We start from the raw sequence: 14,755 nt of genomic DNA, 5'->3' as shown, positions 1-14,755 counted from the left end.
GCTCTGGCCGTTGCCGCTCTCCTCGGTGACCATGCACACGCCTGGCGCCCGACGGCGCTGCCGTGGGGGGCGTCTTCCTGTGTCGTCGCTGCCATCCTGCTTGCGCCCTGGTGGCCTTCCGCTCGGCCGGGGCCTTGAGTGGGGTACCGGGTCAGCCGCCCGGACGCCGGGACTGCCAGCGGCCTGCCGCCCGGCGTGCAGGGCTGGGGAACCGCCCAGCTGTCGCCGTTGTCGCCGATCACGCCGACCTGCCACACGCCGTGTGGCCGACGGCGCTGCCCAGGGGGCGTCCTCCTCTGTCGTCGCTGCCATCCTGCTTGCGCCCTGGTGGCCTTCCGCCCGGCTGGGGCCTTGAGTGGGGTACCGGGTCAGCCGCCCGCCCGGAGGCCGTAAGTGGGGTACCACCTGGCCCGTCCCCGTTCCGGATCGCCGCAGATCCGCAGGGCGAGCCGGAAGGCCCGGGCGGCGCCCATCCCCTCCGTCGCCGTCCGGTGAACGGCACGTCACCTGAACTCCTTCCACAGGACCCCTGGACACGGCCGGGCGGTTGCGCTGAGTTCAGACTCACGGGCGGGCGTCCGCGCTAGCGTTGCCGCCGGGACAGAGGGAGGGATCACGTGGACGAGCACCCTGGGTCTGCGAAGGGGCGCGGAGACGGCGGCGCCCCGGATGCCAGCGGCGGCCGCGGCGACGAACCTTCGACCGTCGAAGGTGCGGCGGAGCGGGCGGCGGGCGCCGACGACGAGGCCCCGGGCGCGTCCGCGAAGGCCGGGCCGGCCGGGCATGACCCCTCCGACTCCGGCGGGCCTGGGCATGACCCCTCCGGCCCCGGCGGGCCCGGGCATGACCCCTCCGGCCTCGGCGGACCCGGGCACGACCCCTCCGACCCCGATGGGACCGGGCGCAACCCGGCTGACGAGGCGGTCCGGGCGGCGGGCCGTGGGGGCGCGGTCCCCAACTTCTTCGTCCTGGGGTTCACCGGTGCCCTCGGGGTCCTCACCGCGTGGGTCCTGGTCCAGGCGCTCATCGAGATCCGCGGCGTCTTCATCAACATCCTCGTGGCGCTCTTCCTCGCCGTCGGCCTCAACCCCATCATCGAGTACCTCCGCCGCCGCGGCCTGCCCCGCTGGGCGGCCATCCTCACCGTCTGCGCCGCGCTGGTGCTGTTCACCGCCGTGTTCGTGTGGACCCTCGTCCCGCCACTCACCCAGCAGGTCACCGAGTTCGCCGAGAACGTCCCCTCCTACCTGCGCCGGCTCCAGCAGAACCCGGTCATGGCCGACCTGGACGAGCGCTTCGGCGTGATCGACCAGGCACAGTCCCTGCTGACCAGCGCCGATTTCGGGCAGCAGGTGTTCGGCGGGGTTTTCGGCATCGGCCAGGCCGTGCTGAACTCGCTGGTGGCGACCTTCACCGTGCTCATCCTCACGCTGTTCTTCATGGCCTCGCTGCCCGGCATCACCGAGACCGGCTACCGGCTGGTGCCGCGGTCGCGCCGGAGCGGCGTGCGCGAGCTGGGCGACGAGATCGTGCGGCGGGTGGGCGACTTCATCGGCGGGCAGCTGCTCATCGCCGCCATCGGCGGCGTCGTGGCCTTCATCTACCTCACCGCCATCGGCTCCGGATACGCCCTGACCCTCGCCCTGGTGGTGGCGGTCACCGCGCTCATCCCCCTGGTGGGCACCACCATCGGCGCACTCGCCGCGTCCTTGGCGGTCGGCATCGGCGACCTGTTCCTGGGCGGGGTGACGCTGGTGTTCTTCCTCGTCTACCAGCAGATCGAGAGCTACGTCATCTCGCCGCGGATCATGCAGCGATCGGTCGATGTCGCACCCACGGTCACCATCACCTCCGCCCTCATCGGCGGCGCGATGCTGGGACTGGTCGGCGCCCTCATCGCGGTGCCCGCGGCGGCGGCGATCACGCTGATCCTGCAGCGGGTCGTCTTCCCGCGCCTCGATGCGTCCTGAGCGGGCGCCTGCCGCGGGGCGGCGGCCGACGGCTCAGCGACCGGCGGCTCAGCCACCGGCGGGGCGGCGGTGAAGGCCGCGGTACCGGCGGCGGCGCTGGACGCGGTCCCCGAGGGCGGCCAGGCGTCGTGCGGCGGGTACGGGCGGGCGCGGCGCCGGGGTGCTCAACCCCCGTCCCGGGGCAGCAGCGGCCCGAGCGGCCCCAGGTCCAGGTTGAGGTCCTCGGGCTCGAGCCCGTAGTGCGCGCAGAGGTCGTCCATGCGCTCTTCAAGGAGCATCAGCGTCATGCCGATCCGCTCCTCCTGCTCGGGGTCCAGGTCACCGCCCTCGAACCGCCGCAGCGCCTGCCGCTCCATCAGCCCGCGCACCAGTTCCACCACGGTCAGCACCAGGCGCACCAGGTCCCGTTCCACGGTGTCCGGATCGGCGTCGAGCCGTTCGGCGGCGCTCGACCGCGGCCTGGCGACCGCCTCGCCGAGCGTGTCGAGGACGCGTTCGGGCTCACCGGGCGCCCGAGTCGCCCGCCCCCCGTTCCTGTCCTGCATCGGCCTTGTCCCCGCCTTCCCAAGGCGACGGTGTGTCCTCGTCGATCGAGGCGACCAGGGCGTTCAGGCTCACCCGCACCAGGTCGACCCCGGCGATGGAGATCGTCAGGTCGCCGATGACCACCACCCCCGTGGCCAGCACCCGGTCGAGCAGGTCCACCAGCGCCACCTCTCGGTCGCCGAAGGGCGAATCCGCCCATTCGGGCAGCGCGGGCCGCTCGCCGCCGTGCACCCTCACCCGTGGGCCTCCGGCTCCCGGTCGGGCGCGGCGTCGTCCAGGCGGGCGAAGGAGTAGGGCGCCCACGGGCCGGACACCGACAGCAGCGTCCCCGGCGGGGCGACCCTGCGCAGGTGCTCGGCGTGCTCCAGGAACCGGGGCGACCGGTCGGCCGGCACCAGGAACGCCGCGTTCAGCACGTTGGAACCCTCCATCCGGGACAGCCGCGGGTCCTGGGGCCGGTGCTGGGCCCAGTCCTCGGCCATCGCGGCCAGTTCGTCGCGCACGCGGTGGACGTAGGCGCCCACGGTCGCCCACGTCCGCTCGCGCTCTGCCTCCCGGCGCTGACGGCGCACGAGGTAGGACCGGCCCGGTCCGCCCTCCGCGGCCCCGCCCTGCCCCGCCGGTCGTGCCGCCCCCGTCGGCCCCGCCGCCCCCGCCGGTCTCCCCGGCTCGGCGGTGCGCCCGGACGCCCGGCCGCCCGGCCGGGACCCGCGCTGCTCCGGAACCGCGTGCACCCGCACCCCCACCTCGATGCGCCCGACCAGCCGGGAGAGTACCGCGGTGATGTGCCCGCGGCGCTCGCCCACCATGGAGCGCAAGCTCTCCTCGCCCAGGAACACGGTCGCCAGGCGCAGCGGCACGGCGACGGTGGACCGGAAGACGGCGTCGACGACCCGGTGGTGGGCCCGGGCGGCGGCCTCCAGCCACGCCATGTCCTCCAGGTTGCGCCGCAGCGCCTCCTCCCCGAACTCCTCCAGGGCGACCGGGCTCACCACGGCGTCGAGCCCGTGGGCCGAGACGACGTGCACGGGGCCGCCGCCGACCCCCGCGATGCCGTCCAGTGCGCCCCCGGCCGGGGGCCGGGCCACGGCGTAGAGGTACAGGGCGTCCGCCCCTTCCCGTTCGTGCGTCACTGCTCACTGCCTTCCCCGAGCAGGCGACCCGGTCGGCGTCCAGCCGACCGGGTCCCGCTCTGCCGGTCGATCCCCGCGTGCGACGAGGGCGCGTCCCCGCGCCGCCGCAGGGCTTCTCTAGAGGGGAGTTCCCCGCCGATCCCGCGGCGGCCGGTGATGGGGACCCAAATGTGAGCCAGAGGCCAGTGATTCCTCACCTTCAGTCCTCCCTGTCCTCCCCGTCGGCCTCGGCGCCCTCCGGCTCCGCGTGTGCGGAGCGGGCGCGCCCGCCGGACTCCCGGCCCACGCCCTCCGCAGCCCCGACCCCGGGAGGCCCGGCCCGCCCGGCACCGGAGGGCTCCGCCTCCCCGGCCCCGGAGGGCTCCGCCTCCCCGGCCCCGGAGGCCCCGCCGTTGCGCAGGGCCTCCACCTCCTCGCGCAGTCTCCGGTTCTCCTCGGCGAGCTCGGAGGGGCGCCCCTCGCGGCGGGCCGACGAGCTCAGCGCCGGGTCGTGCTCCCACCAGTCGATGCCCATCTCCCGCGCCCGGTCGACCGAGGCCACCAGGAGCCGCAGGCGGATGGTCAGCAGCTCGATGTCGAGCAGGTCGATGCGGATGTCCCCGGCGATGACCACGCCCTTGTCCAGCACCCGCTCCAGGACCTCGGCCAGGTCGGCGGGGCGGCCGTCGCCGTCCCGCCGCTCCGGCCGGCCGCCGGTGCGCGCGGCGGGCGGGCCGCCGCCCCACGGTTCGGACCGCGTCACGGGAACCCGCCTCCCTCCGGAGCGCCGCGGAGCCGCTGTGCCTCCTCGAGGCGGTCGAGCAGCTCGTCCTCGGCGCGGTCGAACTCCTCCTCGCCGATCTCCCCGGCCTCCAGGCGGTCGGAGAGGCGGCGCAGCTCGCCCATGATCCGGTCGGGGTCGTAGTACTCCCGCTCGGCCGCATCGCGCACCGTCCGCGCCGCCCACAGGGCGAGGCGGACCGGTGCCGCGGGGGCCGTGAGCACGGCGGTCAGCAGTCCCACGGCCCCTCCTCGGGGTGTGCGCGGGGCGTCACGGCGCGCCCTCCTCCCGCTCCGGCCCCTCCACGAAGCTGTACGGCGGGAGCGGGCCGTTCACCCGCACCTCCAACAGCGCGCCGGCCGCGGAGCGCATGTCCTCCACCGCCGCCAGGGCCTGCTCCGCGTCCTGCTCGCGGACCAGCAGCGACAGGTTGGCCAGGCACCCGTCGACCAGTGGGCCCGAGGAGACCTCCTCGGCGTGCGGGCCGAGCGCGTCGAGCACCAGGCCCGCGTCACGGCGGCGCAACTCCTCCAGGGCGGCCGAGAGCCGCTCGCCGAACGCCGCCATCTCCGCCTGCACGGCCCCCTCGGTGCGCATCCGGTCGCGCTCGCGGCGCAGGTCCAGGTCCGCGGCGAGGACCTCGCGCAGCGCCTCCTCCTCGACGTGGCTCACCTTCACGTTGATCTCCACGCGGCCTTCGAGAGCATCCAGCCGGGAGAGGTAGCGCTCCGAGGACTGCTCCAGTTCCCGCACGACCGCCTTGTCGCCGTCGGCGACCGTGCCGAAGCGCATGGGCAGCACCGGCCCCTGGCGCATGAGCCGGTCCAGGATCCCGGCGTGCACGATCAGGTCCCTGCGCTTGGCACGCAGCTCCTCGGGGGCGTCGCTGACCGCGGCGGCCACGCCGGCCGCGGACAGCGGGCGCACCGGCGCGCCGCCGTCACCCACACCCGGCGAGCCCTCCACATCGAACGGGTGGCCGCTGCGCACGAGCCCGTACACATAGGTGCTCATCGTCCCGTCCCCTTCTTTCCGCCGGAGCCGCCCGAGCGGGAACCGGTGCGCCCGCCCCGGCCCTCGCCGGAGTCCCTGCCGGCGCCCTCCTCGGCGCCCTCCCGGGTGGTCTCCGCCTCTGCGGTCTCCGCCTCGGCCCCGGAGTGCTGCTCCTGCCCGCCGCCTGCGGCGCCGGCCAGTGCCTGGTCCGCGTCCACGTGCTGTTCGGCGCTCTCCACCTGGGGGAGCTCGGCATCGGAGAGCGCGTGGCCGTCGGTCCGGGCGCCCTCCTGTCCGGACGAGCCCCCGGCCAGGCCGCCGACCAGGCCGGGCAGGCCCTGCGGGGCGCCGCCGGCGGTCAGGTCGAGCCGGTTGGCGGCCTCGGCGAAGCGCAGATAGGTGTCGACGCTGGCCACGACGACCCGCACGTCCACGGTCAGGATCTCGATACCGACCAGGGACACGCGGGCGAAGACGTCGATGACCAGGCCCTTGTCCAGGATGAGGTCGACGACCTCGTAGAGGCCGCCGGAGTGGCCCCCACCCTGGGTCTGCTGGGTGGTCGTCATGGTCTCCTTCCCTCCTCCGCCCTCGGGGCGGTCGGGAAGCGTGCATTGTCCGTCCCTCGCGGTGCGGGGGACCGGGGCCCCGGAGCGGGGGGGCGGCGTCACCCGCCGCCCGCCCGTCCCCGGACATGGCGGGACCTGCGGCGGTAGCCGGTCAGGTTCCCCTCGCCGTCCAGGTCGACCGTGTAGTCGGCCACGATGCTGGTGCTGTCGGGGATCCGGCGCACCTCGACCACCTCGACGGCCAGGCGCCAGCCCGACCCGTCGCGCTCGGCGGCCGTCACGGCCTCCACGGGCGTGCCCGCGACGGCCTCGAACCGCTCGCGCGCTGCGCGCACGGCGTCCGCCACGGCCGTCAGCGCCGCGCCGTCGCCGGTTCGGCGTTCCCGTCCCATCGGACTCCGGTCTTCCGCAACCGTCATTACGCGGGCCCAGCTACCGATACTCGTGCCTTCCAAACGGCTGCCTGGTCGCGGAGCCGCGGCCGTTCCGGTGCGCGGAGGCGGCCGGTGCTGGTGGGAGAAGACGCAGGTCACGGGGGCAATGGGGCGCGGTGGAGTCGAGGAGGGGCCCGGGAGGGCGGAGGTGTTCGCACCGTCTTTGGCGGGGTGCGGGCGAGGGCGCGATACCCCCTCACGACCGCCCCGTTACCCGACTGTGACCAGTCGCGCATTTTGACCGGGCTCTAACCGCGGAGGCCGGGCATGGGGCCGGTTCCGGGGCGGTGCACCCCCGCCGCTTTAACCTGCCGCACCCCCGTTGTCTCCCTCTTGACCTCGCCTTTTGCTGGACGCGGGGTTACTGTTGCCGGTGTTCGGCCCGTGAGGCGGACGCGGCCCTGACGCCGCCGCCCCGTCCACGACGCCGCCGGACCCCGGCGCCTCCGTCGCGCCGGGATCGAGGTCCCCGGCCCCGAGCGGGAGGGGGAGGCCCCGCGGCCCACGCGCCGCCTCCCCGATCGGCGCCCGTCCCCGGCGTTCCCGACCCGCCCTTCCTGAACCACACGCGCCACCGGCGTGCCCGGATTCGCCGCGCCCCAGACCCGCCGCGCCCGAATCCGCCGTGGAACCCCCGGCCTCGTCCGCCCAAAGCCACCACCGGCCCCGCACCGGGAGCAACCGCCACTCATGAGCACTGAGAACGCCATCCAGTACGGCCAGGTCACCGCTTCGTACTTCTGGGACGACGGCTCCGGCGTCAACGGAGACACGGGCGCCCCCGCATCGGGCGAGCCCATGCAGGAGGGCCTCGCGGCCAGCCCGAGCTGGCCGCTGGGCACCGAGGGGTATGTGAAGTACAACGGCAAGAAGGCCGACTTCTTCATCGGCGACCGCGGCCCCGGCGACCCCGCCGACGGCTGCAACGTCCTGCTCGACCTGGACGGCAAGACCTTCGCCAAGCTCACCGGCGAGGACTGGAACGAATCCGGCTACACCGTCTCCGGCGGCGAGGGCCACATCGACGTCGAGTACGTCATCACCAAGTGGGGCGACGGCAACGGCACCGAGGGCGCCCCCCGCCCCATGGGCTCCGGCGAGGAGTGCACCGACGCGGTGTCCCCGGTGCCCGACGAGCTGTCCGGTGACGACAAGCAGGACAAGAAGGACGAGAAGAAGGAGTCCGGGGACGCCAAGGAGTCCAAGGACGCCAAGGACGGCCAGGAGCAGGGCGCCGCTGCGACCGGAGGAGACGGCGACGGCGGCCCGGCGGGCCACACCGGGACCCAGTCCTCGACGGCCGCCAACGACATGTCGGCCGTGAACTTCGCCGCCACGGACGCGCCGCTCGCCGCCGGGGCGCTGGCCATGGCCCTCATCCCGGCTCTGGTCGTCGCCCTGCTGGTCGCCCGCCGCGACCTGGTCCTGGCCTGGGTCGGCCACGACCGCGCCGCCGCGTGGGGCGGGAAGGCCGCCGCCCTGCGCGACCGCGGGGCCCAGATGGGCGCGGCCACCGCCTCGCGCGTGCGCGCCGCGGCCGCCGACGCCGTCGCCGCCGTGCGGGAACGCTTCGGCCGAGGCGAGTGACCCGACCGGGGCCCAATGCCTGGGCCCCACCCGAGGACCCTCCGCGCACGGGCGCGGGCGCCGTTCCGAACGGCCGCCCGCGCCCGTCCCTTCGGACGCGGCCGACCTGAACCCGCCCCCGACCCGGTTCAGCCCTCGCGGCCCCTGCGGGACCGCACGAAGTCCCGCAGCACCAGGGCGTGCGTGTGCTCGCTGTCCTTCGCCGCGTACAGCAGCGTCACCGGGCCCTCGTCCAGGGCCGACAGGACCGGGTCGACCGCCTCCGGCCGCCCCTCCAGCTCCCGCTCGTACCGGGCCGAGAACTCCCGCCACTTGTCCGGGTCGTGGCCGAACCACGCCCGTAGCTCCGGGCTCGGCGCGGCGTCCTTGAGCCATCCGTCCAGGTGCAGCTCCTCCTTGCGCACCCCGCGCGGCCACAGGCGGTCCACCAGGAACACCTTTCCCTCCGTCGGCGCGCCGTCGCCCTTCGCGTCGTACACGCGCATCAACCGGATGTCGTCGCTCATGCGCCGACCCTCCCAGAGCCCCGCACGGTGTTCACGCCACCGCTCCGCTACCGCGCCCTCAAAGGGGGACGACCGATCGGGCCCGTCGCCCCCGTCGCCGTTGAGCACGATCACCTCGGCCCAGGCGCAGCACCGGGTCTACGGGCTCGTACTCACGGGGGCGGGCTCCGGGGCCCCGGACGCTGGAGGGATCACCCAGGGCCGATGGGGGATGGCGCGGTCCGCACATGCGCGGGCCGCCCTCCGGACGGAAGCGAAGGGCGGCCCGGGGCGGGTCCGGTCAGGGGCCGTAGGTGACGCCCGTGGTCTTGCAGGCGTCGTACTCCCCGGTCAGGGTGACCACGTCGATGAAGCCCTCCCAGTTCCAGGGCAGGCCGGTGCAGTTGAGGACGTCCCCGTTGACGCCGGAGTAGCTGTCGCCGTCGGAGGCGGCCGCCGCGGGAGCGGTGGCGGCGAGGGCGCCGGCGGCGATGGCCGCGACGGCGAAGGCCTTCTTCATGGTGTTCCTCGTCGTTCTCGGTCGGTGCGGGTCGGATGCGTGTGCGGGTCAGCCGCCGTGCGTGATGCCGTACTTCTGGCAGGCGTTGTAGTCGCCGGTCAGCGTCAGGATGTCGACTGGGCCCTCCCAGTTCCAGGGCGCGACGGCGCACGGGGCGACGTCGCCGTTGATCAGCGCGTAGCTGTCCCCGGCCGAGGCGGCGGGGGCGGCGGCCAGGACCGCGCCCGCCGCGGCGGCGGTGAGCGCGGCGAGCGCGAACGTCTTCTTCATTGCGGTTCTCCTTGTCCACGACGGATCGGGCGCCGGAGGGGTTTCGGACGTGGTGCGTCCCCCCGCTCCGACAAACACAAAGAGTAGTCAGTTGGATGCGGAAAGTGAAGACGGTCGGCGTGATTTCCCGGCGTGTCCGTCGGCGGCCGGGTGGGGGAGGCGGTGGGCTCAGAGGGCGGCGCGTGGGATTCGGTTCTCCATGATGAACGGGACACGGTGTCAAAAATCCGTCCGCATGCCGCGGGAGGTGTCCGCGGGACGTCGATTCTCCGGAAACGCCTGTGCCGCGCCCGGTTCGGCACTACCGTGTGCGCTCGTATCACGACGTTTCGAGATCGCGGAGGATCCGCCGTGCCCGACCCCCTCTCGGTGCCGCGCGTCGCGGCCGCCGTCGTCGCCTTCGCCTGCTCGGCCGGGGCCGCCGCGCCCGCGAGCGCCGCCTTCGCGGACGCGGCCCCGCCGTCGGCGGAGGCGCAGGAATCCCCGGAGCAGGGCGGCGGGGCGCCGGGCGGCGCCGGGCCGGGCCCGGCGGACGGGGTGAGCGCGGGCGTGCAGGGCTCCGCCTCAGCCTCCGCGGGCGGCCTGCACGTCGGAGTCGACGTCTGCATCGGGATCAACGCCCCCGGGTACTGCGACGACCCGCCGCCGCCGGAACCGGGGCCCGAGCCCCCGCCCGACGAGCCGCCGCCGGGCTACGACCCGCCTGAGCCGCCCCCTGAGGAACCGCCCGAGGAACCGCCCCCCGGCTACGACCCGCCGGAGGAGCCCCCGCCCGGTTACGACCCGCCGGAGGAGCCGCCCGCCGAACCGGACCCGGAACCACCGCCCGAGCGGGTCGCGCCGCCGCGCCCCGCTCCGGCCGGACCGCCGGATCCCGCCCCCGAGGAGCCGCCCGCTCCACCGTCCGTGCCCTCCGACGAGCCGTCCGCCGAATCGCCTGTCGAGCCATCCGAGCCGCCGGAACCCGAGGAGTCCGAGGAGCCGGAGGAGCCCGAGACGCACGAGGCCGTGCCCTACCTCCCGGTCGCCCAGGGGCCCGAGGAGCAGGCCGGTGCCTTCACCCCGCAACGGGTCATGGTCCTGGTCGCCATCGTCGTCGCCGTGACGGCCGCCGGAACGGCACGCGCCCGGAGCTCCAGGTAGCAGGAAAAGCCGGCGCCGTGCAACGGCGTGCGCCCCGGGGTCCCGTCCGAGGACCCCGGGGCGCACACCGTTCCGCCCGTACTACGTGGGCGGCGGGAGCTCGTCGATCCGGTCGAACTCGGCCACCGCTTCCTCGTAGGGGTCCGTCCCGGCCTCCAGCAGCCCCCGGTAGGGGTTGTTCAGCGTGAGCATCACCGCCACGGAGATGAAGACCGTCAGCCCGGTGACCGTGCCCCACAGGATCCGGGTGCGCGACCCCCGCGCCCCCATGGCCAGCGGCAGCACGACCACGGCCAGCCCGGAGAGCGCCGCGGTCACGGTGAGCCCCAGCGGCACGCTCTCGCCCGCCGAGTCGGCGCGCATCATGCGCTGGTTCATCAGCGTCCTCGTCTCCTCCAAGGCGGCTATCCGGTCGGCCTCGGGCATGCCGTTGCCCGCGGCCTGCCCGACGGCGGCGCGCAGCCGGGTCATGGCCACGTCGCCCTCCTCGCTCAGCTCTCCCTCCGCGCGCATGAGCGGCCAGTCGTCCTCGGTCACCGCGGCCACATAGTCCCGGGCGGCGGCGCGCACCCGCTCGGCGTCGTCGGGGGAGTAGGCCTGGGTGCCCCAGTAGATGTCGATGACCGACGACGCCTCGTCAGCGGCGTCGGCGTCGGCCTGCTGGTAGTGGTCCCAGCCGATGACCAGTCCCATGGCCAGGGCGATCAGGTAGACGGCGAGCAGGAAGGGGCCGATGAAGGTGCCGACGGGGCCTTCGCAGTCCTCCCGGGTGACCGTGAACGCGCGCACCAGCGGCACACCGAGCGCGGCCAAGAAGAGGAGGGCGATGGACCACAGCAGGGGGGTGATGTCCATGGCACCACGCTAGTGGAGCGGACACGGAGCGTGGTTGACAATGACGGATTGTCGCGAATGTGTCCGTGCGGGGGCTGTGCTCGCTTCGGTGGTGCTTCGCGGTGATCCGGACGGATGTGCGGCCAATGCATCCTGAGGCTGCACCGATGGGCGGGTACCCCGCTTCTGGGCCCCGGCCGTCCGGCGGGCTGCCGGGGTGTGGGGCGAAGGGCGGCGACGACGAAGGGGGTGGCCCATCCGGCAGCGCTGTCGGCCGCCGGGCGTGTGGGGGGTCGCCGTTGATGGCGGCGACGGCGACACTCGGGCGGTTCCCCGGCCCTGCCTGCCGTCCGGCAGGCTCCTCGCGGTCCGGGGAGGCGGCGCGACCGGGCGGGCGCGTGGCCGCCCGCGCTCGTGGCGTCCGCACCCCCGGTGCGCCCCGGCCTTGCGATGATCTCGACAAAGGTGCTGTCAAAACTGCCGGAATGACAGCACTTCCGTCGAGATCATCGCTGAGGGGGCCGCCCGGGCGGCACATGCCGGGCATACCGGACAGCGGGAGAGGGGTTCAGGTAACTTGCGTCGTGAAATCGACGCTTTTATGCAGATCAGGCGTCGATTTCACCACTCAATCCGCCCCCGGACCACCCACTCACCCTGGCCGCGCGACCTCTCGGACCGCGAGGGGCCCGCCGCCCGGCAGGCAGGGCCGGGGAACCGCCCTGCTGTCGCCGTCGCCGCCCTTCGCGGTGACCGCCCGCACGCGCCGCGCTCGACAGTGCTGCGTTGAGCGCCGCTGACCTTCGTCGTTGCCGCCAGCCACCCCACACTCCGGCGGCCCGCCGCCCGGCCGGGAGCTTGAGCGGGGTACCTGCCCAGCCGCTCGCCCGGACCGCGAGGGGCCCGCCGCCCGGCAGGCAGGGCCCGGGAACCGCCCCGCTGTCGCGCTCGCCGCCCTTCACGGCGACAGTGCACACGCCCCACGACCGACGACGCTGCCGGAAGAGCCGCCCATCCATCCGGCCGTGCCGCCCACCCGTGCCTCGCCCCGCCGAAGATGGCCGCGGCCGTCTTCGGCGGGCGCGGGCGCGGGGCTCGGCGGGCGGGGGTGAGCGATCCGACCGAAATTAATCAGGTAAGGCTACCCTTACAACATTTCCCCAGGTCGGCGGAGGTGCGGCCGTTCCCGTCCGCGTGTGCGCCGCGTGTGCGCCCGGTTCGGGTGGGTTGACACCGTCTGTCCGCCGTCCCAGACTGGCGAGCGGTCGCTTAGGTAAGCATTGCCTTAGTAAGGCGGTGCTTACCCTTATTCATGTCGAGGGGGAGTCCGTGTCCCACAACGGGATCGAGGGGACGGTGGCCCTGGTCACCGGGGCCGCGCAGGGCATCGGCCGGGCCGTCGCCCACGCGCTCGCCGACGCCGGGGCGCGCGTGGCAGCGCTCGACCTGGCCAAAGGCCCCCTCGACGCGACCGTGGCCGAGATCGCCGCGGGCGGCGGCACCGCCCGCGCCTTCCCGTGCGACGTGCGCGACGCCGCCGCGGTGGAGGACGCCTTCGACGCCGCAGCGCGCGCCCTGGGGCCGGTCGAGCACGCCGTCAGCGTCGCCGGCGTGCTCCGCGCCGGCCCCGGGGCCGACACCTCCGACGCCGACTGGGCCGACCTCATCGCGGTCAACGCCACCGGCGCCTTCCACGTGGCGCGCGCCGCCGCCCGCAGGATGGCCGGGCGCGGCTCGGGCACCATCACCACCGTCGGCTCCAACGCCGCCGACACCCCCCGGGCCGACCTGGCCGCCTACGGCGCCTCCAAGGCCGCCGCCGCATCCTTCACCCGCGCCCTCGGCGTGGAGCTGGCCCCGCTCGGCGTGCGCTGCAACGTCGTCTCGCCCGGCTCCACCGACACCCCCATGCAGCGCGGCATGTGGTCCGGGCCCGACGGAGCCGCCGCCGTCATCGCCGGATCCCCCGACAGGTTCCGCGCCGGCATCCCCCTGGGCAGGCTGGCCGACCCCGCCGACATCGCCGCCGCCGTGCGCTTCCTCGCCTCCTCCGAGGCCCGCCACATCACCCTGCACGACCTGCGCGTGGACGGCGGCGCCACCCCCCGCACCTGACCGCCGCCCAGCCCCGCCCCGACCCGCCGCCGACCGGGAGGCCCCCGCCCTCCCCGCGCCGCCCGCCCCGGGGTGGCGCACCGCCTGACAGAAAGGCCCCACGGTGCCCCACGCCTCCACCGACCGGCCCGCCGCCGACGAGACGGACCTCCCCGGCGACCTGCTCGCCGCCTACGCCCCCGGAACGGCCCTCATCGCCACCCCCGAGCGCACCCTGTTGGGGGAGGGCGTCCTTGAGGCCGCCGACGACCCGGCCCACGTACCCGCGATGCTCGACGCGGTGCGGGCCTCGGGCCGGGCACAGGACCCGGTCGCCATGGGCGCGATCCCCTTCGCCCCCGATGCCCCCGCCCGCCTGGTGGTGCCCGCCACCGTGCGCACCGCGGGCCCCGCGGCCGAGGCGCCCGCCCCGCCGGAGGTGGAGCGCCGGCCGCTGCCCGGCCCCTGGCGCGCCGAGGCCGTGCCCGAGCCCGAGACCCACCGCAAGGCCGTCGCCGAAGTGCTGGCGGCCCTGGGCGGCGGGGAGGGCGCCCCGCTGGACAAGGTGGTCCTGGCGCGGTGCCTGCGGATGACCGGCCCCGGCCCGGTCGACGCCGGGCAGGTGCTGCGCAACCTCGCCTGGCGCGACCCCTCCGGGTTCACCTTCGCCGTGGACCTGCCGCCGCGCGGCGCGCCCGGCCCACGCACCTTCGTCGGGGCCAGCCCGGAACTGCTGCTCTCCAAGCGCGGCGGCACCGTGGTGTCCAACCCGCTGGCCGGGTCCCGGCCGCGCAGCGCCGACCCCACCAGGGACCAGCGGAACGCGGTGGAGCTGCTCGCCTCGGCCAAGGACCGGCGCGAACACGCCCTGGTCGTCGAGGCGGTCGCGGACGGGCTCCGCCCCTACTGCACCGACCTGGACGTGCCCTCCGAGCCGGAGCTCGTGCGCACCGCCACCATGTGGCACCTGTCCACCCGGGTCGCCGGTGCCCTCGCCGACCCGCGCACCCCCTCCGTCGTGCTGGCCGCGGCCCTGCACCCCACGCCCGCGGTGTGCGGCACCCCCACCGGGGCGGCCCGCGCCGCCATCGCCGGGATCGAGCCCTTCGACCGCGGCTTCTACACCGGCGCCGTGGGCTACACCCGCGCCGACGGCGACGGGGAGTGGGCGGTGGCCATCCGCTGCGCCGACATCGCCGGGGACACCCTCGACCTGTTCGCCGGCGGCGGCATCGTCGAGGGCTCCGACCCCGCCGAGGAGCTGGCCGAGACCTCCGCCAAGCTGCGCACCCTGCTGCTCGCCCTGGGCGTCAACCAGCGGCTCTGACCGCCCCGAACCCGGCCCGGCGTCCCGCGCGCTCCGCTCCCCGCGCGTCCCGCCCCCCGGCTCCGCGCCGGACGCCCCTCCCACCCGCCC

General features: G+C 75.2%; 17 protein-coding genes. 5 read left to right on the top strand and 12 right to left on the bottom strand.

All coding sequences use genetic code 11. The features are described 5' to 3' along the window. Window positions 1-617 precede the first annotated feature (617 nt). Window positions 618-1,970, top strand: a complete 1,353-nt coding sequence (locus O4J56_RS29995; protein ID WP_270690474.1) for an AI-2E family transporter — start codon at window positions 618-620, stop codon at window positions 1,968-1,970. 164 nt (window positions 1,971-2,134) lie between these two features. Here the strand turns inward: O4J56_RS29995 and O4J56_RS29990 are convergent, their stop codons facing one another. The 8 genes from O4J56_RS29990 to gvpO all read right to left on the bottom strand — a co-directional run bounded on the left by O4J56_RS29990 (window position 2,135) and on the right by gvpO (window position 6,363). Beyond that, entirely contained in the window at window positions 2,135-2,515 is a 381-nt protein-coding gene (locus O4J56_RS29990) for a gas vesicle protein K (protein ID WP_270690473.1), read from the bottom strand. Then, window positions 2,472-2,753 carry a gas vesicle protein gene (locus tag O4J56_RS29985; protein WP_270690472.1) on the bottom strand — a complete coding sequence of 94 codons (282 nt, stop codon included), beginning with the start codon at window positions 2,751-2,753 and terminating at the stop codon, window positions 2,472-2,474. The genes O4J56_RS29990 and O4J56_RS29985 overlap by 44 nt, the downstream gene beginning before the upstream one ends. After that, entirely contained in the window at window positions 2,750-3,649 is a 900-nt protein-coding gene (locus tag O4J56_RS29980; protein WP_270690470.1) for a GvpL/GvpF family gas vesicle protein, read from the bottom strand. Before O4J56_RS29980 ends, O4J56_RS29985 begins: the two co-directional genes overlap by 4 nt. Before the next feature lie 199 nt (window positions 3,650-3,848). After that, a complete protein-coding gene (gene gvpJ, locus O4J56_RS29975) occupies window positions 3,849-4,391 on the bottom strand; it encodes a gas vesicle protein GvpJ (protein WP_270690469.1) in 543 nt (180 codons plus the stop codon). Next, window positions 4,388-4,651, bottom strand: a complete 264-nt coding sequence (locus O4J56_RS29970; protein WP_270690468.1) for a gas vesicle protein GvpG — start codon at window positions 4,649-4,651, stop codon at window positions 4,388-4,390. Before O4J56_RS29970 ends, gvpJ (O4J56_RS29975) begins: the two co-directional genes overlap by 4 nt. 28 nt (window positions 4,652-4,679) lie before the next feature. Beyond that, a complete protein-coding gene (locus O4J56_RS29965) occupies window positions 4,680-5,423 on the bottom strand; it encodes a GvpL/GvpF family gas vesicle protein (RefSeq protein ID WP_270690467.1) in 744 nt (247 codons plus the stop codon). Next, entirely contained in the window at window positions 5,420-5,971 is a 552-nt protein-coding gene (gene gvpJ / locus O4J56_RS32220) for a gas vesicle protein GvpJ (protein ID WP_456299802.1), read from the bottom strand. Before gvpJ (O4J56_RS32220) ends, O4J56_RS29965 begins: the two co-directional genes overlap by 4 nt. A gap of 98 nt (window positions 5,972-6,069) precedes the next feature. Then, on the bottom strand, window positions 6,070-6,363 hold the full coding sequence (gene gvpO / locus O4J56_RS29955) for a gas vesicle protein GvpO (RefSeq protein ID WP_270690465.1): 294 nt from the start codon (window positions 6,361-6,363) through the stop codon (window positions 6,070-6,072). A gap of 732 nt (window positions 6,364-7,095) precedes the next feature. Between gvpO and O4J56_RS29950 the strand changes: the two genes are divergently transcribed. Beyond that, window positions 7,096-7,992, top strand: a complete 897-nt coding sequence (locus O4J56_RS29950) for a hypothetical protein (RefSeq protein ID WP_270690463.1) — start codon at window positions 7,096-7,098, stop codon at window positions 7,990-7,992. A gap of 128 nt (window positions 7,993-8,120) precedes the next feature. Here O4J56_RS29950 and O4J56_RS29945 read toward each other — a convergent pair whose 3' ends face one another. The 3 genes from O4J56_RS29945 to O4J56_RS29935 all read right to left on the bottom strand — a co-directional run bounded on the left by O4J56_RS29945 (window position 8,121) and on the right by O4J56_RS29935 (window position 9,267). After that, window positions 8,121-8,498: a DUF488 domain-containing protein gene (locus tag O4J56_RS29945; RefSeq protein ID WP_270690456.1), complete on the bottom strand. Its 378-nt coding sequence runs from the start codon at window positions 8,496-8,498 to the stop codon at window positions 8,121-8,123. A gap of 280 nt (window positions 8,499-8,778) precedes the next feature. Then, window positions 8,779-8,997, bottom strand: coding sequence for a hypothetical protein (locus O4J56_RS29940; protein WP_270690455.1), 219 nt, complete (start codon window positions 8,995-8,997; stop codon window positions 8,779-8,781). Window positions 8,998-9,045: 48 nt separating this feature from the next. Beyond that, entirely contained in the window at window positions 9,046-9,267 is a 222-nt protein-coding gene (locus O4J56_RS29935) for a hypothetical protein (RefSeq protein ID WP_270681542.1), read from the bottom strand. Between the two features lie 351 nt (window positions 9,268-9,618). Here O4J56_RS29935 and O4J56_RS29930 point away from each other — a divergent pair, with 351 nt between their 5' ends. Further along, window positions 9,619-10,410: a hypothetical protein gene (locus tag O4J56_RS29930; RefSeq protein ID WP_270690454.1), complete on the top strand. Its 792-nt coding sequence runs from the start codon at window positions 9,619-9,621 to the stop codon at window positions 10,408-10,410. An 81-nt stretch (window positions 10,411-10,491) separates the two neighbouring features. Here the strand turns inward: O4J56_RS29930 and O4J56_RS29925 are convergent, their stop codons facing one another. Continuing rightward, complete coding sequence (locus O4J56_RS29925) at window positions 10,492-11,265, bottom strand: bestrophin-like domain (RefSeq protein ID WP_270690452.1); 774 nt, start codon at window positions 11,263-11,265, stop codon at window positions 10,492-10,494. A gap of 1,308 nt (window positions 11,266-12,573) precedes the next feature. Here O4J56_RS29925 and O4J56_RS29920 point away from each other — a divergent pair. Both O4J56_RS29920 and O4J56_RS29915 read left to right on the top strand, forming a co-directional pair. After that, the gene (locus tag O4J56_RS29920) at window positions 12,574-13,359 is read left to right on the top strand and encodes a 2,3-dihydro-2,3-dihydroxybenzoate dehydrogenase (RefSeq protein ID WP_270690451.1); all 786 of its coding nucleotides are present in this window, start codon (window positions 12,574-12,576) and stop codon (window positions 13,357-13,359) included. A gap of 103 nt (window positions 13,360-13,462) precedes the next feature. After that, a complete protein-coding gene (locus tag O4J56_RS29915; protein WP_270690449.1) occupies window positions 13,463-14,665 on the top strand; it encodes an isochorismate synthase in 1,203 nt (400 codons plus the stop codon). Window positions 14,666-14,755: the final 90 nt, after the last annotated feature.

This window comes from Nocardiopsis endophytica (assembly GCF_027706725.1).
GTDB classification, from domain to species: domain Bacteria; phylum Actinomycetota; class Actinomycetes; order Streptosporangiales; family Streptosporangiaceae; genus Nocardiopsis_A; species Nocardiopsis_A endophytica.
This window is presented reverse-complemented; position numbering and strand designations above follow the sequence as displayed.